This is a genomic window from Chitinophaga oryzae, assembly GCF_012516375.2.
In the GTDB taxonomy this organism is placed as follows: domain Bacteria; phylum Bacteroidota; class Bacteroidia; order Chitinophagales; family Chitinophagaceae; genus Chitinophaga; species Chitinophaga oryzae.
Genome location: NZ_CP051204.2, coordinates 2,683,957 through 2,709,912 on the forward strand (window position 1 = coordinate 2,683,957; position 25,956 = coordinate 2,709,912).

General features: G+C 49.4%; 22 protein-coding genes. 19 read left to right on the plus strand and 3 right to left on the minus strand.

The window, feature by feature from the left end; genetic code table 11:
- Positions 1-52: 52 nt before the first annotated feature.
- The 17 genes from HF324_RS11285 (at position 53) to HF324_RS11365 (ending at position 16,580) form a co-directional block, all read left to right on the plus strand.
- Positions 53-1,054 (plus strand): alpha/beta hydrolase, encoded by a 1,002-nt coding sequence (locus tag HF324_RS11285; RefSeq protein WP_168859803.1) that lies wholly within the window; start codon positions 53-55, stop codon positions 1,052-1,054.
- A 91-nt stretch (positions 1,055-1,145) separates the two neighbouring features.
- Positions 1,146-1,775, plus strand: coding sequence for a DUF4294 domain-containing protein (locus tag HF324_RS11290; protein WP_168802559.1), 630 nt, complete (start codon positions 1,146-1,148; stop codon positions 1,773-1,775).
- A gap of 18 nt (positions 1,776-1,793) precedes the next feature.
- A complete protein-coding gene (locus HF324_RS11295) occupies positions 1,794-2,285 on the plus strand; it encodes a hypothetical protein (RefSeq protein WP_168802560.1) in 492 nt (163 codons plus the stop codon).
- A 48-nt stretch (positions 2,286-2,333) separates the two neighbouring features.
- Positions 2,334-3,062, plus strand: coding sequence for a bacillithiol biosynthesis deacetylase BshB1 (gene bshB1 / locus HF324_RS11300; protein ID WP_168859804.1), 729 nt, complete (start codon positions 2,334-2,336; stop codon positions 3,060-3,062).
- A 103-nt stretch (positions 3,063-3,165) separates the two neighbouring features.
- Complete coding sequence (locus HF324_RS11305) at positions 3,166-4,068, plus strand: serine hydrolase (RefSeq protein WP_168802562.1); 903 nt, start codon at positions 3,166-3,168, stop codon at positions 4,066-4,068.
- A gap of 425 nt (positions 4,069-4,493) precedes the next feature.
- Positions 4,494-5,048: a peroxiredoxin gene (locus HF324_RS11310; protein WP_168802563.1), complete on the plus strand. Its 555-nt coding sequence runs from the start codon at positions 4,494-4,496 to the stop codon at positions 5,046-5,048.
- Between the two features lie 72 nt (positions 5,049-5,120).
- A complete protein-coding gene (locus HF324_RS11315) occupies positions 5,121-5,708 on the plus strand; it encodes a carboxymuconolactone decarboxylase family protein (RefSeq protein WP_168802564.1) in 588 nt (195 codons plus the stop codon).
- Between the two features lie 205 nt (positions 5,709-5,913).
- The gene (gene rpmB, locus HF324_RS11320) at positions 5,914-6,150 is read left to right on the plus strand and encodes a 50S ribosomal protein L28 (protein ID WP_078670880.1); all 237 of its coding nucleotides are present in this window, start codon (positions 5,914-5,916) and stop codon (positions 6,148-6,150) included.
- 30 nt (positions 6,151-6,180) lie between these two features.
- Positions 6,181-6,363, plus strand: a complete 183-nt coding sequence (gene rpmG / locus HF324_RS11325; protein WP_074238941.1) for a 50S ribosomal protein L33 — start codon at positions 6,181-6,183, stop codon at positions 6,361-6,363.
- 71 nt (positions 6,364-6,434) lie between these two features.
- Entirely contained in the window at positions 6,435-6,608 is a 174-nt protein-coding gene (locus HF324_RS11330) for a DUF4295 domain-containing protein (protein ID WP_168802565.1), read from the plus strand.
- Between the two features lie 232 nt (positions 6,609-6,840).
- Positions 6,841-7,803 carry a signal recognition particle-docking protein FtsY gene (gene ftsY, locus HF324_RS11335; RefSeq protein ID WP_168802566.1) on the plus strand — a complete coding sequence of 321 codons (963 nt, stop codon included), beginning with the start codon at positions 6,841-6,843 and terminating at the stop codon, positions 7,801-7,803.
- A 212-nt stretch (positions 7,804-8,015) separates the two neighbouring features.
- Positions 8,016-8,900: a cupin-like domain-containing protein gene (locus tag HF324_RS11340; protein ID WP_168802567.1), complete on the plus strand. Its 885-nt coding sequence runs from the start codon at positions 8,016-8,018 to the stop codon at positions 8,898-8,900.
- Positions 8,901-9,269: 369 nt separating this feature from the next.
- On the plus strand, positions 9,270-10,577 hold the full coding sequence (gene rimO, locus HF324_RS11345; RefSeq protein WP_168802568.1) for a 30S ribosomal protein S12 methylthiotransferase RimO: 1,308 nt from the start codon (positions 9,270-9,272) through the stop codon (positions 10,575-10,577).
- A gap of 77 nt (positions 10,578-10,654) precedes the next feature.
- Positions 10,655-12,418, plus strand: a complete 1,764-nt coding sequence (locus HF324_RS11350) for a DEAD/DEAH box helicase (protein WP_168802569.1) — start codon at positions 10,655-10,657, stop codon at positions 12,416-12,418.
- Positions 12,419-12,703: 285 nt separating this feature from the next.
- Positions 12,704-14,644 carry a 1,4-alpha-glucan branching protein GlgB gene (glgB, locus tag HF324_RS11355; RefSeq protein ID WP_220101299.1) on the plus strand — a complete coding sequence of 647 codons (1,941 nt, stop codon included), beginning with the start codon at positions 12,704-12,706 and terminating at the stop codon, positions 14,642-14,644.
- 306 nt (positions 14,645-14,950) lie between these two features.
- Positions 14,951-15,856, plus strand: a complete 906-nt coding sequence (locus tag HF324_RS11360; protein WP_168802570.1) for a DUF4382 domain-containing protein — start codon at positions 14,951-14,953, stop codon at positions 15,854-15,856.
- Positions 15,857-15,965: 109 nt separating this feature from the next.
- Positions 15,966-16,580 (plus strand): toxin-antitoxin system YwqK family antitoxin, encoded by a 615-nt coding sequence (locus HF324_RS11365; RefSeq protein WP_168802571.1) that lies wholly within the window; start codon positions 15,966-15,968, stop codon positions 16,578-16,580.
- A 1,028-nt stretch (positions 16,581-17,608) separates the two neighbouring features.
- Here the strand turns inward: HF324_RS11365 and HF324_RS11370 are convergent.
- Positions 17,609-20,011, minus strand: a complete 2,403-nt coding sequence (locus tag HF324_RS11370) for a glycoside hydrolase family 31 protein (protein WP_168802572.1) — start codon at positions 20,009-20,011, stop codon at positions 17,609-17,611.
- Positions 20,012-20,457: 446 nt separating this feature from the next.
- Positions 20,458-21,540: a beta propeller repeat protein gene (locus HF324_RS11375; RefSeq protein ID WP_168859806.1), complete on the minus strand. Its 1,083-nt coding sequence runs from the start codon at positions 21,538-21,540 to the stop codon at positions 20,458-20,460.
- Positions 21,541-21,724: 184 nt separating this feature from the next.
- On the opposite strand from HF324_RS11375, the gene HF324_RS11380 reads away from it, so the two are divergent.
- Together HF324_RS11380 and HF324_RS11385 are read left to right on the plus strand one after the other, a co-directional pair.
- Positions 21,725-24,802, plus strand: coding sequence for a ligand-binding sensor domain-containing protein (locus HF324_RS11380; RefSeq protein WP_168802574.1), 3,078 nt, complete (start codon positions 21,725-21,727; stop codon positions 24,800-24,802).
- A 47-nt stretch (positions 24,803-24,849) separates the two neighbouring features.
- Positions 24,850-25,518, plus strand: a complete 669-nt coding sequence (locus HF324_RS11385) for a response regulator transcription factor (RefSeq protein ID WP_078670869.1) — start codon at positions 24,850-24,852, stop codon at positions 25,516-25,518.
- A 285-nt stretch (positions 25,519-25,803) separates the two neighbouring features.
- Here the strand turns inward: HF324_RS11385 and HF324_RS11390 are convergent, their stop codons facing one another.
- The gene (locus HF324_RS11390) at positions 25,804-25,953 is read right to left on the minus strand and encodes a hypothetical protein (protein WP_168802575.1); all 150 of its coding nucleotides are present in this window, start codon (positions 25,951-25,953) and stop codon (positions 25,804-25,806) included.
- Positions 25,954-25,956: the final 3 nt, after the last annotated feature.

Sequence of the window (25,956 nt, forward strand, 5' to 3'; positions counted from 1 at the left end):
AGATTTTCGGGTAATTCAGATCCCCTGGTTTTTTATCTCAATCCGTCCCGCTATGAAGCGATCGCTGCGCATATTCCTGGTCCTCATCGCCGTACTGGCCGTTGTATTCCTTGTCGGCCCGCATCCTGCCTCCCCGGTGTATTCCCTCACGCTGCCGGTGGTGCCTTCCGATGGCCGTGCGCTGGAGCGGTATATTCATGACAGGGAAGCCCGTCACCGGTTGAAACCTGATAACGAAGCCCGTATTATATGGGCCGATTCCCTCGCCCAGCCGACGCCCTACGCGGTGGTATACCTGCACGGCTTTTCTGCCAGCCAGGAAGAAGGAGATCCCATTCACCACGATTTTGCCCGTCGTTACGGCTGTAACCTCTACCTCAGCCGGCTGGACGGCCACGGCATTGACACCACGGAGCCCTTGCTCACCATGACAGCCGACGGGCTGTGGGAAGACGCCAAAGAAGCCCTGCAGATCGGAAAAGCGCTGGGACGGAAGGTGATCCTCATCGGCACCTCCACCGGAGGTACGCTGGCCCTGAAGCTGGCCGCCACCTACCCGCAGGACGTGTACGCCGTGATCAATATGTCGCCCAATATCGCCATCAACGACGATCTGGCTTTCCTGGCCAATGATCCGTGGGGGCTGCAGTTGGCGCGGCTGGTGAAAGGCGGTAAATACAAGGAATCTTCAGACACCAATGCGGTGAGAGCTCAGTACTGGAACAACAAATACCGCCTCGAAGCCGTAGTGCAACTGCAAAACCTGCTGGAAACTTCCATGACGCCTGCTACCTTCGGCAAAATAAAACAGCCGGTACTGAACCTGTATTATTATAAAGACGAATTACACCAGGACCCGACTGTTCGTGTATCCGCTATTCTGAAAATGGAGCAGGAGCTGGGCACGCCCGGCAATCTGAAGGCGGCGGTCCCTATTCCGGGCGCAGGCGCGCATGTGATGGGCAGCAGGCTGACCGGCCATGATCTGCCCGCTGTGGCCAATGCCATCAACCAGTTTGCCGATTCGGTATTGAGGTTGAAGCCCGTGCGATGACCGCTTTTTCAAGCCCTTTTTAGTTGTTATTTAATCTGAAATGTTTTTTAACTTGTGGTAACATTTATCCATCAGCACCGTTAAAAATAGTATGCACTGCCGCCGTAAAATCATTTTATCCGCCATCCTGATCACGGGCATTTCCCTTTGCCGGCAGGAAGCCAGCGCGCAGTCACAGGCGCCGCACGGCGTGGATACGGTGGCCCTGCATGCGGTCGTGGTCGGAAACGATACCATCCCGGTGATTACCCTGGCTATTTTTGATGTGGTGGATAAAATGCCCAGGGCCCTGCGAAAAGAAAAGGAACGGTACAACCGCTTGCGCAACGCGGTATATGTGACCTATCCTTACGCCCGCACGGCCGCAAGGTTGCTGAAAGATGTGAACAGCCGCCTGTCGGCCATGTCTTCCAAAAAAGAGCGCAAGGCTTTCCTCGCTTCCAAGGAAAAGGAAATGAAGGAACAGTTCGGCGATAAACTGCAAAACCTCTCCGTATACCAGGGTAAAGTCCTCATGAAACTGATTGACCGCGAAACCGGCCAAAACTGCTATGAGATCATCAAAGAGCTCAAAGGTGGTTTTAACGCCCGGGTATGGCAAACCGTGGCTTTCTTTTTCGGCGGTAACCTGAAGAGCGATTATGACAAGCAGGAAGACCGCGATATTGAAGTCATTGTCCAGGAGCTGGAAATGTACCAGCGGTACCGCGCTTATAATTAATATGGCTATCTTAGCTGTATGAAGAAAACTCGGATATTGTTATGCAGCCTGTTGTTAACCTCGTTGGGGGCGCTGGCCCAGCATGAAGGCGAGATCTATGTGATAGACAGCGTGGAGGCGACATCAGCCCTGATGGAAAATCTCTCTCCGGACCAGATCGGTCTGATCTCTATTGTAAAAGGACAGAAAGCAGTTGAGAAATATGGCAGCCGGGCTGCCAACGCCGTGATATATGTGGAAACGAAACCCTTTGCCCGTAAAAGAGTGCGCCGGCTGCTCAGCGCCGCGGCGCCGGCATACGACAGCCTGTTGCGCCGGTATGGCAGCGACAGCAGCTTTCAGTACATTGTCAACGACTATCCTGTTACCCCCACGGACGAAACCCGGCTGATGACGCTGGACAAAAAGACTTTTGTATCGCTGGAGATTGTGTCTCCCAGGGTGCTGGAAGAGCGGTATCATATCAAAAACCGGCAGGCCGGCGTGCTGATCGTCAGCACCGAAAAGTGATGTGGTAACCAATTATTTCCCATCTTTGCACCTCAATTTATTTACAGCATGAAACTGGATATACTCGCAATCGCTGTACACCCGGACGATGTGGAACTGGGTTGTGCAGGTACTTTGATGATACACGCGCAGCAAGGCATGAAGGTTGGCGTTGTTGACCTTACCCGCGGAGAGTTGGGTACCCGTGGCACGCCGGCGCTGCGTGAGCAGGAAGCACAGGCAGCAGCGAAGATCATGGGACTGGAGGTAAGGGAAAACCTCGGACTGGCCGATGGCTTCTTCAGAAACGATACGATGGAACAAATGGCGATCATCACCGCCATCCGTAAATACCAGCCGGATATTGTGCTGGCCAACGCTATGGATGACCGGCATCCGGACCATGGCCGCGCGGGCAAACTGATTGCCGACAGCTGTTTCCTCGCCGGGCTGCGGAAGATAGAAACCACGGTGGATGGCATAGCACAGCAGGCATGGCGCCCCAGGCAGGTGTTTCATTTCCTGCAGGACCGCTATCACGAGCCTGATTTTGTCGTGGACATCACCCCGGTGATGGAGCGGAAACTGGATGCCATCAAGGCTTTCAGCTCCCAGTTCCTTACACAGAAAGACAACGAGCCGCAAACGTATATTTCCGGCGCCGGTTTCTTCGACAGTGTTGTTTACCGCGCCAAAATGCTCGGCAAAATGGTAGGGGTGGACTACGCCGAAGGCTATACGTCTGCCAAAATGATCGGTGTCCGTAATTTTGCAGATCTGATCAATGAAGTAACCTGATAATTACGAATTACGAATTGAGGGCTGTTTTATGGAAAGGTTACAAACTAAACCTCCCATAAAACAGCCCTCAATTCGTAATTCGTAAGTCGTAATTTCAATCATGCAAAAGATCCTCTTTTTCCTCTTACTGATGTGCGTTCAATCTGTCACTGCGCAACGGACAGACAAGCAGTTGTATGACAAGCTGGCGCCCCTGCTGGCCGCCCATCACGGGCAGGCAGGCGTGTATGTGCACCACCTGAAGACCGGCAGGACGGTAGCTATCAACGCGGATACGGTGTTTCCTACGGCCAGTATGATCAAAATGGCCATACAGGTGGGCGTGTTCCATCAATTGCAGGAAGGGACGTTGCAATACCGGCAGTTGCTGACCTACCGTGATTCCCTTTTGTATCCCGGGGAAGATATTTTGGGTGCTTTCCGTGACAGTCAGCAGATAACGCTGGACAAGGTGGTGATGCTGATGCTGACCATGAGCGACAATACCGCCAGTCTGTGGCTGCAGGCGCTGGCCGGGGGAGGGGCGCAGATCAATACGTGGCTGGAGGGCCATGGTTTTGTGCATACAAGGGTGAATTCCCGGACGCCGGGCAGGGCAGGGGACTGGAAATTATATGGCTGGGGGCAGACGACACCGCGGGAGATGGCTACGCTGATGGAGCAGATCTATAAAGGAGAAGTGGTGAGCCGTGCGGCGAGTGAACGGATGTACCGTAACCTGACCCGTAATTTCTGGGATGCTGAAGGATTGCGGATGGTGCCTCCGGATATCCGTACCGCCTCTAAAAACGGTGCGGTGGACGCGTCCAGGTCTGAGGTGGTCCTGGTAAATGCGCCGCACGGCGACTATGTGTATTGCATCATTACAAAAAACAACGCAGATGAGCGTTGGGACCGGGATAACGAGGCTTGGGAACTGTTAAGGAAAGTGGGGAGTGCAATATGGCAGCATTACGAACCAAACAGCAAATGGAGGCCTGACCCCGGCCTGGGGCAGTTTTGATCGGCACAATGGGACCGGCTAAACACTAGATGAACAGATCTTTGGTAGCGTCAAATTCATCCTGTTTGATGATGCTGTTTTTGATAAACGGAATCAAAGCTAGTCCAATCGTTATAATCACCAGTAGTACGTATTTCTTTTTCATTTCCATGCTGTTGTTAAATTTAAAAATCTCTGCTTATATAACTAAATAACGTGCCAAAAAGTTACATAAATCCCATTAAAATGTTAAGTCCCGGAAAATTTTTTTAATTATAAGGGGAATCCCTGCGGTGGACCTTCCAGAGGCTGCTAAAAGGAACATATATAGACAAACTCAATGTCACATTTTAAAAATCTATTTGACTAATAATGAATGTAAAGTGATCTTTGCGCCCGGTAATTTGATAGAATGCCTGTTTGTAAATCAAAAATCGATATAGAATATGAAAAATGTTATCTTATCCGTAGGGTCTGAGTTTCCCGAATTCAAAAAAACGGCCGTTGTTTCCATCGAAAAAGGCAAAGAATTTTATGAACTGTCTTCTGACGAACTGAAAGCTTCAGGCAAATGGATGGTGATGTTCTGGTGGCCTAAAGACTTTACGTTTGTTTGTCCTACTGAAATCGCCGAGTTCAACAAGCACGCCCAGGATTTCGTTGACCGCGATGCGATCCTGATCGGCGCCTCTACCGACAGCGAGTTTGTGCACGCTGCCTGGAGAAGGGACCACGAAGATCTGCGTGATCTGAAATTCCCGATGCTGGCTGACACTTCCAAATCCCTGGCTGATGAACTGGGTATCCTGGAAGCCAACGAAAAAGTGGCTTACCGTGCTACTTACATCGTGGACCCTCAGGGTATTGTACGCTGGGTATCCCTGTACGACCTGTCTGTAGGCCGCAGCGTGAAAGAAGTACTGCGTGTGCTGGACGCACTGCAGACAGATGAGCTGTGCCCTTGCAACTGGAACAAAGGCGAAGCTACGCTGACCGCTTAATTTTATTTTTATAAGATACGCAAAGCAGCAAAGAGATCTTTGCTGCTTTGTTTTAAATAGAAGGAGAAAATTATGTTTGCAACAACCAATCAGGATACCGCCGTACAGCTGCTGGAAGCAGTGGGACTGGCAGGCACCGCGCCTTCCGCGAGCCTGCAGGCGCTGGTGAATGCCGACGCGCGTTACCTGAAAGATCTGAAGATAAACGTGACCAACGCTTTGAATGCGGGCACGCTGACCAAAAAAGAAGCTTACCTGATCGGGGTGGCAGTGGCGGTGAATGATAAACAGCCCGCGCTGCAGGCCTCCTTCGAAAAAATGGCCACCGCAGAAGGCGCTACCGAAAAGGAAATCGCCGAAGTGATCAGCTGTACTTCCCTGATGAGCGCCAATAACGTGTATTACCGTTTCCGCCACTTCGTGAACAAGGAATTCTATACCGCTACGCCCGCAGGTATCCGGATGAGCATTATGGCCAACCCGGTGATCGGCAAAGAGTTTTTTGAACTGTTGAGTTTGGTGGTATCTGCGCTCAACGGATGCGAAATGTGCGTAACTTCGCACGAAGAAGCCGTACTGAAACAGGGTACAGAACAGCTCCGGGTACTGGAAGCCGTTCGCCTTGGCGCCGTACTGCGCAGCCTGGTCGTATTGTTATAAAATTTATATAAAAAATAATGACCTCGTCCGGACAGATGTAAATTCGTCCTGCAGCCATTGATTATCAATAGTTTGCACTGTGTTTATTTTTTAAGTGGACACCTGGGATTACACGGATTTAGACGGATTGTGAATAAATTCATCTAATAATATTTGCAAAATCGACAAAAAAGTTTGACTTTTGCATTCCTAAATTTTTTAAATCATGGCAAGAGTATGTCAGGTGACAGGAAAGAAGCCGATTACAGGTCACCATGTTTCCTTCTCCAACATTAAGACAAAGAGAAGGTTTCTGCCTAACCTGCAGAAAAAGCGCTTTTTCCTCGCGGAAGAAGACAAATGGATATCTTTAAAGGTGTCTGCTGACGGTTTAAGAACCATCAACAAAAGAGGTTTGTATGCAGTAGTCAAAGAATTGCGTGCAGCTGGTACGGAAATCTAATTCTAAGGACTCACTTAATTTGTATACACAATGGCAAAAAAAGGTAACAGAGTACAGGTAATTCTGGAATGCACAGAGCACAAAAACTCTGGTCAGCCCGGAACTTCCCGTTATATCTCCAACAAGAACAAGAAGAACACTCCTGAGCGTCTGGAGTTGAAAAAGTACAATCCTATTCTGAGGAAAGTGACTGTACACAAAGAAATTAAATAAGTAATTGTTAAATGGTGAATGGCTGTTCTGGATAGCCATAGCGCCATCAGACCATAAAAACAATCAATACAATGGCAAAAGCAGCTTCAAAGAACGCGAAAGTAAAAGATGCTAAGGCAGCAGCTGAATCTAAAGTGTGGACTAAGGTAATCAGAGCAGTACGTTCTCCTAAAACCGGTGCATATACTTTCAAAGAAGCAATTGTGCACAAAGACAAAGTTCAGGAGCACATTAATCAAAAGTAATTCGGCTTTACTAATAATACTGAAAGCTGTCCCGATAAAGGACAGCTTTTTGTGTTGTAGGCAGTCCAGCCCTCATTATTACCATAAGATTGTCTCTTTATACCCCTGGGTGCGATTGTTAACACAAAAGCTGTATTTTAGCAGCCTGTTTGGAACAGTTCGAATGCTGCCTGCCAGCACCCGGATAATGCAGATAAAGGGACCCGCGGTCCCAGCCCAATTAAACTAAACTATGAGCTTTTTCAATAAACTATTTTCCAGGGAGAAGAAGGAAAGCCTTGATCAGGGATTACAGAAAACCAAAGAAAGCTTTCTCAGTAAGATAGGACGCGCCATCGCCGGTAAGTCGACCGTAGACACCGAAGTGCTGGACAACCTGGAAGAAGCCTTGGTTTCTGCCGATGTGGGCGTTGATACAACGGTTAAAATCATTGACAGGATCGAGCAACGGGTGTCTAAAGACAAGTACCTGGGAACCAGCGAGTTAAATAGAATACTCAAGGAAGAAATTGCAGCCATTCTCGTGGATGCGCCCGATAGCGGTTTCCGCGAATTTGATGTGCCCGCCGGTAAAAAGCCCTATGTGATCATGGTGGTAGGCGTCAACGGGGTAGGGAAAACGACGACCATCGGTAAGCTGGCCTACAATTTTAAGAAAGCCGGCAAATCCGTCCTCCTGGGCGCTGCCGATACCTTCCGTGCTGCGGCGGTGGACCAGCTGACCATCTGGAGCGAACGCGCAGATGTGCCTATCGTGAAACAACAAATGGGTTCAGATCCCGGGGCAGTCGCTTTCGACACTGTACAAAGCGGCGCCGCCCGCGAGGTAGACGTGATCATCGTGGACACCGCCGGCCGTTTGCATAACAAGGCCCACCTGATGGAGGAATTGGGGAAGATTAAACGCGTGATGAAGAAAGTTATTCCCGACGCTCCCCATGAAGTACTGCTGGTGCTCGATGGATCTACCGGGCAGAATGCCGTGGAACAGGCCCGCCAGTTCACCGCGGCCACTGAAGTGACCGCCCTGGCCATCACCAAACTGGATGGTACGGCAAAAGGCGGGGTCGTACTGGCCATCGCCAACCAATTTAAAATCCCGGTAAAATATATCGGTATCGGGGAAAAAATGGAAGATTTACAAGTCTTTGATAAAGAAGCGTTTGTAGAAACACTCTTTAGTCTAAATGATTGATTATAATAGTTTTGTGTGTGCTGTTTTGAATATAGAATCAAGCCCACTTAGCATTTTACTTTAGGTAAATATATATCCGGGCTGATTGTTATGCCCGGATATTTATTTTTTGGCCACGTTTTCGCTCTTTACAATTTGTCCGTTTATAAATCTGCATTTGTTACATTTGAATTATAGTATTTTTTTGTAATCCTACTTAACAATTCGTAGTTATGATCATAAACAACATAGACCGAGTTGACGACATCACACCTGAGGAGTTTCGCAAAAATTATTATTTACCCCGTAAACCTGTAGTGATCTCAGCAGCAGGGCTGAGTAAACAATCGCCGGCCTATACCAAATGGACCTGGGACTACTTTAAGAGTATTGTCGGGGACAAGAAGGTGGGCGTTTACAATAACGAGCGTGCCGGCGCCAATACCCTGGTAAACGGAGCAGACGATTACATTACTTTCGGAGAATATATTGATATGGTAAAAAAGGGCCCGGTACAACTGCGGATATTCCTGTTCAATATTTTCCAACATGCTCCCCAACTCGTACAGGATGTTGTTTGGCCCGATCAGTACGCTAAAGGTTTCCTGAAAAAATACCCTATGTTGTTTGTCGGTGGCGCCGGATCAGTGGCGCATATGCACTACGACATCGACATGTCACACATCTTCCATACCCAGTTCATCGGCCGCAAAAGGGTATTGCTGCTGGAGAACAAACAATCGCCCTACATTTACCGCATGCCTTTTACCGTAGAGAGCGCCGCCTCTTTTGTCAACTGGCATGAAAAACTGGATGAAGAACATTACCCGGCCCTGGCCCACGCCAGGGGGCTGACGGCCATCCTGAACCATGGAGATACGCTCTTCATGCCGGGTGGCTACTGGCATCATATGGAGTATATGGACGGCGGTTTCGCCATGAGCCTCCGGGCATTGGACGCTTCGCTGACCGGCAAGCTCAACGGGCTGTATCATATTGTAGGGCTGCGCGGCATCAACAACCTGCTGATTAAACTGGCCCCGCAGTGGTGGTATCATAAGAAGCGGGAACTGGCCCGCCAGCGTGCTGATAAAACGCTTTCTCATTTAGCTATTTAAACATTTTAATATTTGGTTATTTTTATTTGCGGATTTTGAAATTTTTTGATTTTGGGATTTCCGGGAGATTGAAAATCAAGGTCGATTTTTAAAAACTTATTATAATAACGACAATCTCCCCGATATCCCAAAATCAAAAAATTCCAAAATCCGTAAATCAGCATCCAAAATCCGTAAATCCAATATTCAAATAGCCAAATAGCCAAATAACCAAATATTTTCCGTACCTTTGCAACTTCCTTACTCAACCCCCACTAAGGCTCAAAGTCACGTACAGTAAGTCTGCTGTTTTATACAATTAGTGTCTGTGTGTCTTCGTGGCGGTAGCTGGCCGGTAAAAAGCGGCCACAGGCTCTAAAACATTCGCCCTTGAAGACGAAAACTTTAAAGAAAGACAAGGTTAACATTATTACGCTTGGTTGTTCGAAGAACATGGTTGACTCAGAAGTGCTGAGCGGGCAACTGCTGGCCAATGAGATCGATGTGGTGCATGAAAGCACCAAACGCGATCATAATATCGTGGTCGTGAATACCTGCGGATTTATTGACAAAGCCAAAGAAGAATCCATCAATACCATCCTGGAACAGGTAGAACTGAAGCAACGCGGAAAGCTGGACAAAGTATATGTGACCGGCTGTCTGAGTGAGCGTTACCGGGGCGACCTGGAATCGGAGATTGGCGGCGTGGACGCCTGGTTTGGCACCATGGAACTGCCGTTGCTGCTGAAGAAATTCGATGCGGATTACAAATCAGAACTGATCGGCGAACGTTTGCTGAGCACTCCTTCCCACTATGCTTACCTGAAGATTGCAGAAGGTTGCAACCGTACCTGCTCTTTCTGTGCCATTCCGCTGATGCGCGGTGGTCACGTATCCCGTCCTATAGAGGAACTGGTGAAAGAAGCGGAGAAACTGGTCCGTTCCGGTGTGAAGGAAATTATGCTGATTGCACAGGAGCTGACCTATTATGGCCTGGACCTGTACAAACAGCGCCGTCTGGCTGACCTGATGCGCGCACTGGCCGGCGTGGAAGGCCTGGAATGGATACGCCTTCACTATGCTTATCCGACTAAGTTCCCGATGGAAGTGCTCGACGTCATGAACGAGTTCCCCAACATCTGCAACTACCTCGATATGCCTTTGCAGCATGCTTCCAACGCTATGCTCAAAGCCATGAAACGCCAGATCACCCGGGAAGAAATCGAAGAACTGGTCCACCAGATCCGCGCCAAAGTGCCCGGTATCTGTCTGCGTACTACCCTGATCGCCGGTTTCCCCGGTGAAACGGAAGACGACGTGGAAGAACTGAAAGGTTTCCTCGAAAGAATGCGTTTTGACAGAGTGGGTGTATTTACCTACAGTCATGAAGAGGGTACCAGCGCCTACGAGCTGGAAGACAACATCCCTGCTGAAGAGAAAGAGCGGAGAGCACAGGAGATCATGGAAGTACAGCAGGAAATCTCCCTGGAGAAAAACCAGGAAAGGGTAGGAAAAGTATTGAAAGTCATCGTTGACAAAAAAGAGGCCGGCAGATATCTGGCCCGCACGGAGTTCGACTCTGTGGAAGTGGACAATGAGGTGATCATCAATACCACCAAACGCCTGAAACCCGGCGAATTTGTGAATGTACGTATCACTAAGGCGTTTGATTACGACCTTGAAGGTGAACTGGTATAGAAAATATTTCAACAGCCCGCCGCCCGCAGGCGAAGGGCCTTACATGGCTCCCGACGGAGCCCGATTAATGCAAATCAATGACAACATTTGAATCACTGGGCTTACAAGAGCCTATTTTGAAGGGAATTACGGACCTGGGTTTCGTTTCCCCAACACCGATCCAGGAACAGGCTATTCCCGTTCTTTTAAGTGGAGACCGCGATTTTGTGGGACTGGCCCAGACGGGCACCGGTAAAACTGCTGCCTTTGGCTTACCCTTGCTGCAGCAACTGGACCTGAAAATCAACAAACCACAAGGACTGATCCTCTGCCCCACGCGTGAACTGTGTCTGCAGATCACCAACGACCTCAAGAATTTCAGCAAATACCTCGGCGAAGTAAACATTGTAGCGGTATATGGCGGTTCCAGCATCGTGCAGCAGCTGCGTGAACTGAAGAGAGGCGTACACATCGTGGTGGCCACTCCCGGCCGTTTGCTGGATATCATCGAACGCGGCGCCATTAACTTCGACAATGTGCGTTATGCCGTACTGGACGAAGCTGATGAGATGCTGAACATGGGATTCCAGGAAGACATCAACAACATCCTGTCCAACACCCCGGAATCCAAAACTACCTGGCTGTTTTCCGCTACGATGCCACAGGAAGTGCGCCGTATAGCGAAAAAGTACATGGAAGATCCGTTTGAGCTCACCGTGGGCACTAAAAACAGCGGTAACGCCAACATCGAGCACGAATATTACGTGGTACGCCCACGCGATAAATATGCTGCCCTGAAACGTATCGTGGACTATAACCCCGATATCTTCGGCATCATCTTCACCCGTACCAAAATTGAATCCCAGGAGATCGCTGAATCCCTGATCAAGGACGGTTACAATGCCGACGCCCTGCACGGCGATCTGACCCAGCAGCAGCGCGACAAGGTGATGAAACGTTTCCGTGAAAAAGCCCTGCAGGTACTGGTAGCTACCGACGTAGCCGCCCGTGGTATCGACGTGGACAATGTGACCCACGTGATCAACTACGACCTGCCGGATGACGTGGAAAACTACACCCACCGTAGCGGCCGTACCGGCCGTGCCGGTAAATCCGGTGTCTCCATCGCCATTATCGGCGGCCGTGACACCGGAAAAATCCGCCAGATCGAAAGAGTGATCGGCAAAAAATTCGTGAAAGCAGAAGTGCCCGACGGGTTCGCCGTTTGCGAAAAACAACTGTTCGGCCTCGTACATAAAGTACACAACGTTACTGTCAACGAAGAACAGATCGAACCGTACCTGGAACGTATATACGAAGAGTTCTCCTCCATGACGAAGGAAGAGCTGATCAAACGTTTTGCGTCCCTCGAGTTCAACCAGTTCCTGGAATACTACCAGGATGCTCCGGACCTGAACACGAAAGATGACAAACGCTTCGGTGACGACAGCCGTGGCAGCCGTGGCAGTGGCAAATACACCCGCCTGTTCATCAACCTCGGCTCTGTGGACGATTTCAACCGCGGCGACATGCTCCGTTACCTGTGCGACAACACCGGCGTACGTGGCAACAAAATCGGCCGTATCGATCTGAAAGGTGTTTACTCGTTCTTTGAAGTGGAAAATGACGAGCTGGAAAAAGTGACCCAGAGCTTTAAGAAAGTGGAATACAACGGTCGCGCTGTACGCATCGAAATGTCGCAGGATGGCGACAAACGTGGCGGCGGTGGCGGTGGCCGCTTCAGTGGCAACCGCGGCGAAGGCGGTCCGCGCAAAAGGACCTGGACACCTGGCGGTCCCCGTTCCGGCGAAAAACGCGAACACTCCGGCGGCGGTAAACCTCCGTTTAAACGTAAATACTAAGCTGATTTAGCTTTCTAATATTTGGGTATTTTGATATCAGGACAGCCCTGCGCATCCGGATATTGAGATACCCAAATTCATTTTGTTATTTTAATATTTTGTTGCCTCCCGGGGCGCCTTTTTTTACCCCCGGTGACTTCCTCTTCCCAAAAATCCCTAAATTTCAAAATTTTAAAATTTCGAAATTTCGAAATTCCCTGATTCTCAAATAACCAAACGACTAAATGTCAAAATAGCCAAATTTAGACTATCTTGTTTATGCAGACACCCAATTCACACGTTACTATGACCGGAGTTATCAATCGCCCTTTGCAGTCAGTAGAACCATTTTCGCTTTTTTCATCCGGAGATATTGCCCTGTTCCAGGCAGGGTCACATTACCGGCTATACGAAAAATTTGGCGCACATACGCTCGAATATGAGGGCGTACAGGGCACCTATTTTGCCGTATGGGCTCCGGACGCTGCCTTTGTGGCCGTCATGGGTGATTTTAACCAGTGGGACCATTACAGTCATACCCTTTTGCCGCGCTGGGACAGCTCCGGCATATGGGAAGGATTTATTCCGGGCGTGGAAGCCGGCTGCCTGTACAAATACTTTATCCGTGCCAACAGCGGAGAAGAGCTTTTTAAAGGAGATCCTTTTGCCACCCGTTGGGAGGTACGCCCTAAAACAGCTTCCGTGGTGCATCCGCTGGACCATACCTGGCACGACAAAAAATGGATGCAGCAGAGGAAGAAACATAACAGCCTGAGCAGCCCTTTCTCCGTGTATGAAGTGCACCTCGGCTCCTGGCGCAGGCCAGACCCCAACGACGAAAAAAGCGTTTACTCCTACGGAGAAATTGCCGCTATGCTGGTGCCCTATGTGAAAGAAATGGGCTTCACGCATGTGGAACTGATGCCGGTAATGGAACACCCGTTTGACGGCTCCTGGGGGTACCAGCTGACCGGTTACTTCGCCGCCACATCCCGCTACGGCACGCCGCAGGATTTTATGGCCATGGTGGAAGCCTTTCACGCAGCCGGCATCGGCGTGATACTCGACTGGGTGCCTTCCCATTTTCCGCATGACGCGCATGGTCTGTACCGGTTCGACGGTTCACATGTGTACGAATACGCCGATATGCGCAAAGGGTACCATCCTGACTGGAACAGCTATATTTTCAATTATTCCCGCAATGAAGTGCGGTCGTTTCTGCTCAGCAATGCTATTTACTGGCTGGACAAATTCCATATCGACGGCCTGCGGGTAGATGCCGTGGCCTCCATGATACACCTGGATTATTCCCGGGAGCGCGGCGCCTGGGAACCCAACGAACTGGGCGGCAATGAAAACCTGGAAGCCATCAGTTTCCTAAAAAAGCTGAATGAAACAGTGTATGCGCTGTTCCCCGATGTACAGACCATTGCCGAAGACTCCACCAATCATTATGGCGTGTCCAGGCCTACCTTTATGGGAGGACTGGGTTTCGGCATGAAGTGGATGATGGGCTGGATGAATGATACGCTGGATTATTTCCAAAAAGATCCCATTCACCGTAAATGGTACCAGAACGATTTGACTTTTAGCCTTGTATATGCTTTCAGCGAGAACTATATGCTGCCGTTGAGCCATGACGAGGTCGTGCATGGTAAATCTCCTTTGCTGTACAAGATGCCGGGCGACGACTGGCAGAAATGCGCCAACCTGCGCCTGTTGTACGGTTATATGTATACTCATCCCGGCACTAAGTTGCTGTTTATGGGGGGCGAGCTGGGGCAGACTTCCGAATGGAATTACAAACGGGAGCTGGACTGGCACCTATTAAAACACGCTACCCATAAGGGGATACAGGATTTCGTAAAAGACATTAACCGGTTGTACCGCGAGTCTACTGCTTTGTACGAGCAACAGTTTGAAGGAGAGGGCTTTGAATGGATGATCGTCAACGATTATGACAATTGTGTGCTGGCCTACCTGCGTAAAGGCAAAGCGGCGGGCGATGTAATGCTGGTGGTGCTGAATATGACGCCGGTGCCCCGTGAGCAGTACCCGGTGGGCATCCCGCTGGGAGGCGTATGGGAAGAGGTGTTAAACAGTGATCATCCCCGGTATTATGGAAGCGGGGTGATAAATACCGGTCCGCTGCAGGCGGCAAAACAATTTTACAATGGCCGCGAATATACCCTGTCGCTCCGTATCCCGCCATTGGGGGTAACCATACTGAAACCCGTTACAGCGTAATTGTTTGACATACATGTTATTTGAATCCGGTATCCGGCGTTGCCCGGTTACCGGATTTTTCTTTGCTGCCGTTAAACCTTTTTCTTTTTGCCCCATCTATTATCAGGACGTTTGCGCAGCTGCAATAAGAGGAGAGATACAGACGTTTTTTTATAGCATATAGTCATTAGTCAGCGTGCCTGGTAAGCGGAGTACAGACGAAGCCAACAACACCAACAATCCAGCCAGGACCAACAGCCGGCCTTATCTGCTAAGTGCTATCTGCATCAGCCATATTTTTTTTATTGTATAAAAAACCTACAAAGTATGAAAAGTGCTCTCCTGAAGCGGGGTTTGCTGGCCGTATCGATTCCTTTGCTGGCCGCCATCCTGTTGTACTCCTGTAAAAAAGATCAATCATCCTCCGCTGATCCGATTCCCCGGAACCAGCAAAAAGTCAGCTTGTTTCTTTCCGATGATCCAGGGCTGTTCGACAAGGTATTGCTGGACATCCGCAAGGTAGAGATATTGATAGACACCTGCGGAAAAACCGACGACGACAACTGGAATGACCGCGACCGTTGCTGGTGGGACGAAGACCGCGACCACGACCGTCAGGGCCGTGATACCTGCCAGGTATGGGATTCACTGAGCATCCGTCCCGGCGTGTATGACCTGCTGACGCTTCGTAATGGCGCCGATACCCTGCTGGCCGGTGGCCTGGTAAAGAAGGGCGTGATGAAGCGGATCCGTATCACCATTGGAGACAACAATTCCCTCGTGAAAAACAACGTGACTTATCCGGTTACCTCTGTGGCCGGCCAGTCAAAGATTATTGTAAGGATCAGGCATAACGAATGGGACGAAGTGTCTACCGACAACCTGCAGCTGTGGCTGGATTTCGATGTACAACGTTCCATCATCCGTACCTGGAACGGCAAGTTCATCCTGCGTCCGTACATCAACGTATTCACTATCCTGAAAATGGGCAGCCTCTCCGGCCGTGTTACGCCCTGGGACGCCTACCCGGTGATCTCTGTTTACAACAGCAACAAAGACACACTGTACGCATTGCCCTGGAGAAGCGGTGAGTTTAAAGTGCGCGGGTTGAAACCGGGTACCTGGAATGTATTTGTGAATACATCCAACGGGTATAAAGACACTACCATTACCAATGTGACCGTTGAGCGGGGCAGGGATACAAAGCTGGGAGATATTAAACTACATAAATAGTAACGCTGCTAAAAAACAACCGGGCCGGTGTACTGGAAAGTACGCCGGCTTTTTATTACAGGTGCAAATACATGTCGGAATTATTTAACTTGTGATAAAATCACAGCATATGCGAAAAATAATAGCGGGGACAATCATCGGGTTAATGCTGGCGACAGCAGGCCAGGTGCAGGGACAGGCCGGGCAGCCCAGGAATCAGAAAGATGCCCAACAGCGTAAACAGGGTTACTGGATAGAACAGGTGGAAGAGCTGCGTGGCGAGCCTGGGTATATCTGGGAGGGAACGTATAAAAACGGCCGTAAGGAAGGGATCTGGAAGAAGACTTCGCTCGGCGGCAATATTATCGCAGAAGAGACCTACCGGAATAATGTGCTGGATGGTTATTGTAAATACTTTTATCCGAACGGAAAGCGTGCGGAAGAAGGCGCTTACCTGGCGACCGAAATAGAAGGGCAGAAGGACACCGTGATGGCCGTGGACCCGGTAACGCAACAGGAAACGCCGGTGGTGATCGTGCGGCAGGGCAATTCCGTGCGCAACGGTGTATGGAAATTATATGATGAAGATACCGGTAAAATGGCGAAAGCATATTACAAAAGAGGAGAGCTGGTGACGCCTGAAGATATGGGGGAAGATAGTACTACTGTCGCAACGCCCCCTACGGCACCTGCGCCTGCGACTTTGCCCCACCAGGACGCCGGAAAGCGAAAAAAGCAACACTGAGAAGGTTGAACAAAATGAACGGGTTTTTATGCCAAAATGAAGGAGAAAAGTTGTCCGTTTTAGCTTTTTATTTTGTACTTTCATTAGAGAAGTAAATGAGGAACAAAGCTCTGATGGCAATGTGTACGCTATTTTATTGTGAATCCTTTAATTTGTTTGTATGAAAAACCTGATAATCAACCATGGAGATGGACCTCATGAATTAAATGGACTGGAATCCACTCCTGACAGAACTGAGATTTTGTTCCGCGCAATTTTTGTATTGCTGGTTTTCTGCGCGTTGATCTCTATTTTCTTTTTGTCGATTTTTTACTAAGCAGTATATACCGGATATTTTAGTATACAGCTATGATCGGGGACCATCTCTATATTCCCGCTGACGTATTTGTATAACAGGATATCCGGTTTTTTTGCCGCTTTTGCTAAATGGATTTTGTTGATGAAACGCTTTGTCGGAGAGTATTGGGGGTGAATGACTTATCTACTGCTGTTTGGTCGCATCCGGGAAAAGGCCCGATGAGCGTGCGTTTAGGCTTTCTGTGATAAACCGGTACTAACCTTGGTATAATGCCGATTTCTTAATTCAATGTTAACGAATCTGTTCATTTTGTTCATTGTGCTTTTGACAGCTGTCAGAATTTTGCGCATCGCATTTAAGCTGTTATTTTTAGGATCTCTAAAGTTGGCATAGGTTAGGAACCCGGCGGCAGATCTCTATCTGAGAGCCTTTTTTCTTCTGAACCTTCTTTCTCCTTTTTCTTTTTTTACAGATGGTTTTGTTTCATTAGCAAACACGCGTTATAGCGGGCACAGGTATCAGGGTGTTTCTATGGACGCTTTTACCTGCAGCAGAAACCTGCATATAAGCGGCTGCGGATGTGCCGCGGTAGAGCCCGGGTGCCCGCCTGGGGATTGTAATTTCAGATAATGGCAATTTTCATACGGGTAGTTATTGGTCTTCCGGAAAAAGAAAAACCGGTCATGCTTTCCCTGCGGGATGCACATGACCGGTCTGACAACAAATTATCTTACACTTTGTGGATCGTAATATTTTCGAACCCACGGTCAGCTATAAACGAAATAGTGCCGTCAGGTAAGTGATGTTCGGCAGTCAGCATCAGCGGTACGCCGTCTACCAGCACGGCGCCTGCTTCAAATGGCAGGCCATGCAGGATAATACGGTGATGGCTATACGCTGTTTCATAGTTGACGAAATATTTTTTCTTCAGCATAAACTGTTCTGCCGAAGAGACCTGTTTGAAAGTGATGACATTGTACTGGCCGTTCTTGTAACCGTAATGATCACCGGCATCTTCATACAGTGTGCTTTGTGTAACGGTATCGCCGTAGTAAACATGCAGCAGCATTTCCGTGATGGGTGTTTCATAGGTATGCTGCATAACAGGGTAGCGGGGAACGACAGCGCCGGCCTTTACAAACAACGGCATTTCTTCCAGTGGCGTGGCCACAGTCACCTGTTGGCCGCCATTGTACACCTTATCATTCCAGAAATAGTACCATTGACCCTGTGGCAGGTATACGGCTTTCTCTTTCATCCCTTCTTCGCTCACATGGCTGATCAGCAGGGCATCGCCTGCCATGAACTCGTGTGTGCAGTTATGGGTAGCCGGATCATGCTGTGCCACGAAGGCGATGGGCCGCAGCATGGGCGTGCCGTGGGTGGCGTATTGCCAGAAGGTGGTATACAGATAGGGCAGCAGTTCATACCGCAGGGAAATGAACCTGGCGACAATTTTTTCATAGTCCGGCCCGAAGCTCCACGGTTCCTGGTTGAAGCCGGTTTCGTTGCTGGCGGAGTGGGTGCGCATCAACGGGTGGAAGGTGCCCAGCTGGATCCAGCGGGTATAGAGTTCTCCGTCGGGCTCTCCGATAAAGCCGCCGATATCGCTGCCGGCGAAGGAGAGGCCGGACACTGCGAGGCGCTGGCACTGAACAGAGGCCAGCCAGAGGTGTTCCCAGCTGGAGACGTTGTCGCCGGTCCATACGGAAGACCAGCGTTGTGCGCCCGCATAGCAGGAGCGTGTAATGAGGAAGGGCCTGTTGGGCAGCAGGTATTTTTTCATACCGGCGGCGGTGGCCTTGCTCATCAGGTGACCATATACGTTGTGGGCTTTACGGTGGCTTACCTCTTCGCCGTCATAGTCGTGCCGTACGTCTTCCGGGAAAGTACCCATTTCAAAAACAGCCGGTTCGTTCATATCGTTCCATACGCCGCGGACGCCGGTTTCTGCGAGTCCTTTAAAAAGGCTGCTCCACCATTCTCTTACTTCCGGGTTGGTGAAATCGGGGAACACGCATTTACCCGGCCATACGTCGCCTTCCATGAGTGCGCCGTCTGCCCGTTTGCAGAAGTAGTTGTTTTTCACGCCTTCCTGGTAGATGCTGTACTCCGGGTCTACTTTAATGCCCGGGTCGATGATCACTACTACTTTAAAACCCTGTGCGGCGAGGTCCCTGATGAGGCCTGCCGGATCGGGAAAGTATTCTTTGCTCCAGGTAAAACAGCGGAAGCCTTCCATGTAATCGATGTCAAGGTAGATGACATCGCAGGGAATCCGGCGTTTTCTGAATTCGGCGGCTATTTCCCGGACACGGCTGTCGGGGTAGTAGCTCCAGCGGCACTGGTGATAGCCGAGCGTCCACAGGGGCGGCAGTTCCGGCGTGCCGGTAATACGGGTATATGAAGCAGCCACATCCAGAAGTTCAGGACCGTAGATGAAGTAGTAGTTCATTTCCCCGCCGCGGGCCCAGAAGCTGCAGGCGTCTTCCCGTTCTTTACCGAAATCGAAAATGGTACGGAAAGTATTATCGAAGAAGATGCCATAGCCGATGCCGTTGTGCAGCCCGTAATAAAAGGGGATGTTGCGGTATAGCGGGTCGGTGTCTTTCTGGTAGCCGTAGGCGTCGGTGCCGTAGTTTTCGAGGCGTTTGCCGCGCAGGTTCAGCTCCGTCGGCTTGTCGCCCAGGCCGTAGAAACACTCGTCTTCCTGCACGAGTTTGCTGCAATAGACGATTTTACCGCCTTTTTGCAGGTAGTGCTGCCAGTGGAAGCCCATTTCGTCCTGGTTGATCACTTTCCCGTCTTTATCGGTAATGGTGATACGCAGGTTGTCCCTGGCAATGAACACTTTAAGAACGTCGGTATATATTTCAAAAGTCTCCTCCCATTCTTTAATGCCGAAAGTAATAGGGGATTCTTCGAGGGTGTCGCTGGTGGCGTAGGAAAAGTCACGCTGGAAAGTGCCGTCGGCAGCGTAGCGGAAACGGATGATCTTGTCTGCGATCACCCTTACTTCCAAAATGGTTTCGGTAGTGTAAAAACAAAAATAGTTTCCTTCTTTCTTCCATTCCCGGATAGCGTCCGGATAATGTTTAATACCGTATTTACTGGACGAGGTTTCAACTTGCATAATCTCTTTTTGTGAATCACGGACAACAGCCTGTATTTTACCGGGTTAGTTCCCGGCTGTTGCATGGTCTTAAATTACATAAAAAAATCAGAGTAGTACAGACATTCGCGTTAGAAGCGGATATTCCCGCGTTTACGATTTAAATCACTCTTTTGACAAAAAAGAGTGAAAATTGACTTGATTAGTTAGTAACTTCATATTGTAAATGTACTTTTTGCTTTAACCTATTTTTCGGTGCGCCTTTCCAGGAGCACCTTTTTCATTTAGGGATTTTTTGATTTACGATTTTTTGATTGGAAGTGTGCCTGGTTTCTTTCAAATCCCCCAATCCCCAATCCCCAATCCCCCAATCCCCAATCCCCCAATCCCCAATCCCTAATCCCACAATCCCCAATCCCACAATCGCCCAAATCTCAATTCCCCAAAATCCCAAAATTTCTAAATATCTAAATTTCTAAATATCCAATGGATTTTCCCGCCAAAAATAGGCGTTTTCCTTTTCTTGCTTTAACAGCGCAATGAAATCCTGCGCCTATCTTCTGCCAGTCTTTGCCCCCGTTGACAGAAATATCTGTGCCGGAAGTGCCGGTGGCGACCAGTATTTTAGCTGTGAGCCAGGTGACGGCGGATTTGAATCCGCCGGGCGCCGTGCGTGGGCTGGTCCAGGTACGGCCGCCATCGCTGGTCAGCAGACAGTTTTGTTGACGAAGGGTGTCGTTGCGGTAATCGCCGCCAACCACGATGCCGCTGCGGTTGTCCAGGAATGCCACAGAGAAGGCGCCCATACTGGGTTGTCCCTGTAACAGGGGCAAGGGCCTGCTGCTCCATTGGTGGCCGGACAGCGTATGGATGCGGGATACGGTACCCCCGGTCACGAAGGTGGTGAGGCCTTTGCGGCCTATGAGGCTGGTACCGCTGGCCGCGAAGATGGACTCGCCGGTAGCGGCTTCGGGGGATTGTGCCGGCGTATCCAATTGCCAGGTGCGGCCGCCGTCATGCGTACGGAGCACTGCAAAATGTTGTTGCAGCGGATCGCCGATAGCGATACCTTCCTGTTCATTATAAAAGGCAACAGCATCAAAGAAAATGCCGGGAGTAGCGTTGAAGTATACCCGCTGCCAGGACTGTCCGCCGTCTTCCGTCAGGAACACATGCGCCGGTTCGCCGGCGTTGATCACCACCGCTTTACGATCGTTAAACGCGTAGAGCGAGCGCCAGTCGCAGCTGTCGCATGCCTTTACCTGATGCCATTCCCAGTCCGCGCCGCCGTTGATGCTGCGGCCTACCATGCCGCCGGTACCGGATGCCCATACCACGTCGTCGCTCACAGCACTAAGGCCGCGTATGCTTTTCAGGGGTGGTTGCGCTTCCAGCGTGTGAAGCTGATAAGTATTTTGTGCGGACACCTGAATATAGGCGGTGGTGAGCATCAGCAAAAGCAGGCTTTGACTGAGCAGGCGCTTCAGGAAAATCATCTGCCGGAAAGCACCGGTAGCAGGACGTTGAATGTAACGGGCAAGTATGGTCATTAATTATAATATTTATTTCCAATCGGTTAAACCGCAAGAAAATTACAAAATAGCTTTAAAGTGTGGCGCAGAATTATATATTTGCAAAAACAGCCTAAACCAGCTTACTGTCAATAACTAAATCAGCGTGCTTCATTCCCGCCAATTGAAAAGACTTTTCTGCCTGAGCCTATGCGCCCTACTAATGGGTACCGGTATATTATATGCGCAGGAGAAGCCGTATATTTTTGACAGCTACAGTGTAAATGACGGGCTTTCCCAAAGCACCATTTTTGATATCACGCAGGACGACCAGGGCTTTCTCTGGATCGCCACCCGCGATGGCATTAACCGTTTTGACGGCTATACTTTCAACGAATACCGCTACAAACCCAGCTCCCAGGCGAGGGCAGGGGAAGGGAAAGGCGAGCTGGTGCCCCGTGGCAGCAACGGCAACCGGGCGGTGATCAACCGGTTTGACCTGAAAGGTTACAAAGGATATTCTTTCTATCACGACCGTCATCACCAGCTGCTGCTGGTCCATAACAATGGGATCAGCCTATACGACAAGTATCGTAATAATTTCCGCAACGTACTGATAGACACCTCTAATGTAAATGCCCAGGAGCGGGACGCCAACGTGAAATTCCGCATACTGGGGGAAGATGCCGCTACCCGGAGCCTGTGGGTATGGCGCCCTATGAAAGGGCTGTACGTGCTGGACGACAGTTCGTATGTGACCCGCCGTATTATCCTGTATCCGCCGCAGTTTCAGCGGATGGGCATTATTCCTTCCGCCTTGCTGAAGGATGGCAACACCATCTGGATGAGTGGCGACGAAGGGGAACTGCTGGCGCTCGATATTCAGACGCTGCAGCTGCAAACCTACTGCCTGCCCGGTGTTGGCAGGAATGCTATTATGCGTAACCTGAATGCGGATTCCATCCTGATCGTCAGCGAAGGGCATATTGTCGTGTTCAACAAACGCCGCAACAAATTCAGCGATCTCAGTTATGATTACCGGAATGAATGGGGAGATGCTTTCACTCCCAATGTGATGGAGATCGATCATGAAGGCAACGCCTGGATTGGCGGGACCGACGGCATACTGATTTACAGTATCGCCCGCAACGAAATTATCCGGCATATCGTCAGCTTCAATACATTTGAAACCCGCTCCTACAACCTCGTCAGCTACCTTTATCGCGACGGTTCCGATAACATGTGGGTGGGCACTGATGGTGACGGCGTAAAAAAATATTCCCCGCATAAAAAGGTGTTCAACCTCTACCGCTCTCCTTATATCTCCCACAATATGGTGCAGGCGGTATACAAGCACGATGACGGCAAATTGTATGTGGGCCTGATGCGCGACGGACTGAACATCTATGGCGAAGGCGGTAAGTTCCTGGAGCGTATCAGTAACGAACTGTATCCGCATAAGTTCCCGGGCAATGACCTGGGGGCTATCTGCCGGGAGAATTTTGAACACCTGTGGCTGCATTTCGCCGGTATGCATATCGGCCTGTTCAATGTGCAGACCAAAGCTTTCCGGGACCTGACAGCCAAAGTGGACGCACTGCAGCTGCCGCCGCAGAAAGACCCGTTCCCCTTTCTCTTCAAACGGGCCAACGGTGAACTGTATTTTAATTATGGCCGTTACCTGCTGCGTTTCGAAGAACATGGCGGTTATGATTATACCGTGTCTGTGGTGCATGATTTCCAGGATGAACTACTGACCACTTACTTCGAGGACCATATGGGCAATCAGTATGTGGGCACCAAGTCGGCCCTGTATATCAAACACCTGGCCGATTCCCACTGGCGGTATGTGAAGTTGCCGGAAGGCACTACGGTAAAAGGCATCAACAAAACACCACACAAAGAGTTGCTGGTGGCCACCAATAAAGGGTTGTTCGTGTATGACGCTTCAGGGCGGCTGAAAACGCACTATAACAGTTACGACTATCCGAAACTGATCAACGATTACATGTACGGAGTGTTGCTGGATGACAAAGACCGTATCTGGGTGAGCCACAACAAAGGAGTAACACAGATCAACCCGGTTACCCGCGAGATCACCACGTTTAATCATGAAGACGGGCTACAGTCCAATGAGTTTAATACCGGCGCTTTTTATAAGTCTATCGACGGGGAATTGTTTTTCGGTGGTACCCGCGGGGTAAATGGTTTTTATCCGAAGAATTTCCGGAAGAACCCGTTCAATTCCAAGGTGATTATCAGGAGGATGGAAGTGCTGGACAAGCCTTATGAGTCAGACACCGCCATTTCGTTGCTGAAGCGGGTAGAGCTGCCTTACAACCAGAACACGATCGCAATTGAGTTTGTGCCGCTGGAGTATACCAACCCTTTGAAAAACAAGGTACAGTACAAGCTGGAAGGAGCTGATGAAGACTGGGTGGAGGCCGGTGCTTTCCGGATGGCGCGCTATACGAACCTGCATCCCGGCAGTTATATTTTTAAAGTGAAAGCTTCCAACAATGATGACAGCTGGAACACAACGCCCACGATGCTGGAGATACAGATCCGGATACCGTTCTGGCAATCGCTGTGGTTCAGATTTTTATTACTGTTGTTGCTGTTAGGCATTGCATATTATTTCTCTACGTTGTATCTTGATTATAAAATACGGCATGAGAAACTAAAACTGGAAAAAGAGCAGGCGGTAGACCAGGAGCGGGCGCGTATTTCCAGCGATATGCACGATGATCTGGGGTCTGGTTTGTCCACGATCAGGCTGCTGAGCGAAATAGCCAAAAGAAAGATACCGGACACATCGCAAACGAAAGAGATTGAGCGCATTAGTGAAACAGCCGGGGAGATGATCGACAAGATGAGTGAAATCATCTGGGCGATGAATTCCTCCAATGATTCCCTGGCCAATCTGATCGCGTATATGCGCAGTTTTGCTGCCGATTTCCTGGAGCACGCGCACATCTCGCATCAGTTTTTCTTCCCTGAAGTTATTCCGGATATTAAGCTGAGCGGCGGCACACGCCGGAACATTTACCTGGCGGTGAAGGAATCGCTGCATAATGTGGTGAAACATGCGAAGGCAACAGAGGTAATCATTGAAGTGAAAATGCATAAAAACATGACGATCATGATCAAAGACAACGGCAAAGGGTTTGACCAGGAGAAGGTGCGTTTGTTTGGCAATGGCTTGAAAAATATACAGAAGCGGATGATGGCCGTAGGCGGCAATGCAGACATCACTTCCAACAACGGCACAATAGTTTTTCTCGATATCCCACTAAATTAACATACATTTGTTTTAAGTAACATTTAAGTGTTATAATTCCTATAAACATGACGGTATACTCAAAGAAGAAGGCCCAGGATAACATGGACATCATTTCTATTGCGATAGTAGAAGATAACCATGATATCCGCACGGCTATGGAATTGCTGATTAATGGTTCTGACGGTTATGCCTGTGTTGGCACCTTCAATAATGCAGAAACCGCACTGGAGCAAATCCCTCACCTGCTGCCCAACGTAGTCCTGATGGATTTTAATCTTCCCGGTGGGATGAATGGTATTGAATGTATTGCCCGGTTGAAAGCGGAGTACCAGGATATGCAGTTTATGATGCTCACTGTATATGAAGATGACGACAAAATTTTCATGGCACTGGAAGCCGGCGCCAGTGGGTACATCCTCAAAAAAACCTCTCCCGGTGAACTGCTGGAAGCCATCAGGGATCTGCACGAAGGCGGTTCGCCGATGAGTTCTCAGATTGCCAGAAGGGTGGTGGCCTTTTTCCAGAAACAGGCAAAACCTAACCCGGCGCTGGAAGCATTGACCACGCGCGAAAAAGAAATTCTCGATCAGTTATCGAAAGGATTCCTCTACAAGGAAATTGCCAGCAACCTGTTTATCAGTATCGAAACAGTGAGACGGCACGTTCATAATATTTATGAGAAACTGCACGTCCGCAGCAGGACGGACGCGGTAAACAAATACTACAACCGCTAAACGCATTAAAAGCAGAAGGAGTTGCAGATCATCTGCAACTCCTTCTGCTTTTTTATAGTTCTTTTACTTCATTGCGTGTTTACGCAACAAGTGAGCACAAAGTACCAAGGTGGCAATGAGCATGCATGCCAGTTTGAATAACAGACCAGTTTTCATAGGATGGGGATTGTATGGTTAAATAATTTTTCCCTGTGTACAAATACATGACACTCCTCTGAAGGCGATAGCCGTACTGATGCTCTTTTGCTGATAGTAATGTATGAAGACCCCGCTGTGTGTGAAAGATTACCGCATCATCTGCCAGGAATCAAATTTCCGGATGAGACGGAGAAATTTATTACCGATGTTGTTTTCCTGTTCGCGGCGGATAATAAAAGTTGCAATAACTGCGGCGAGCAGGGCCATTAAAATGAGAATGATAAAAAGCGTTTTCATAAG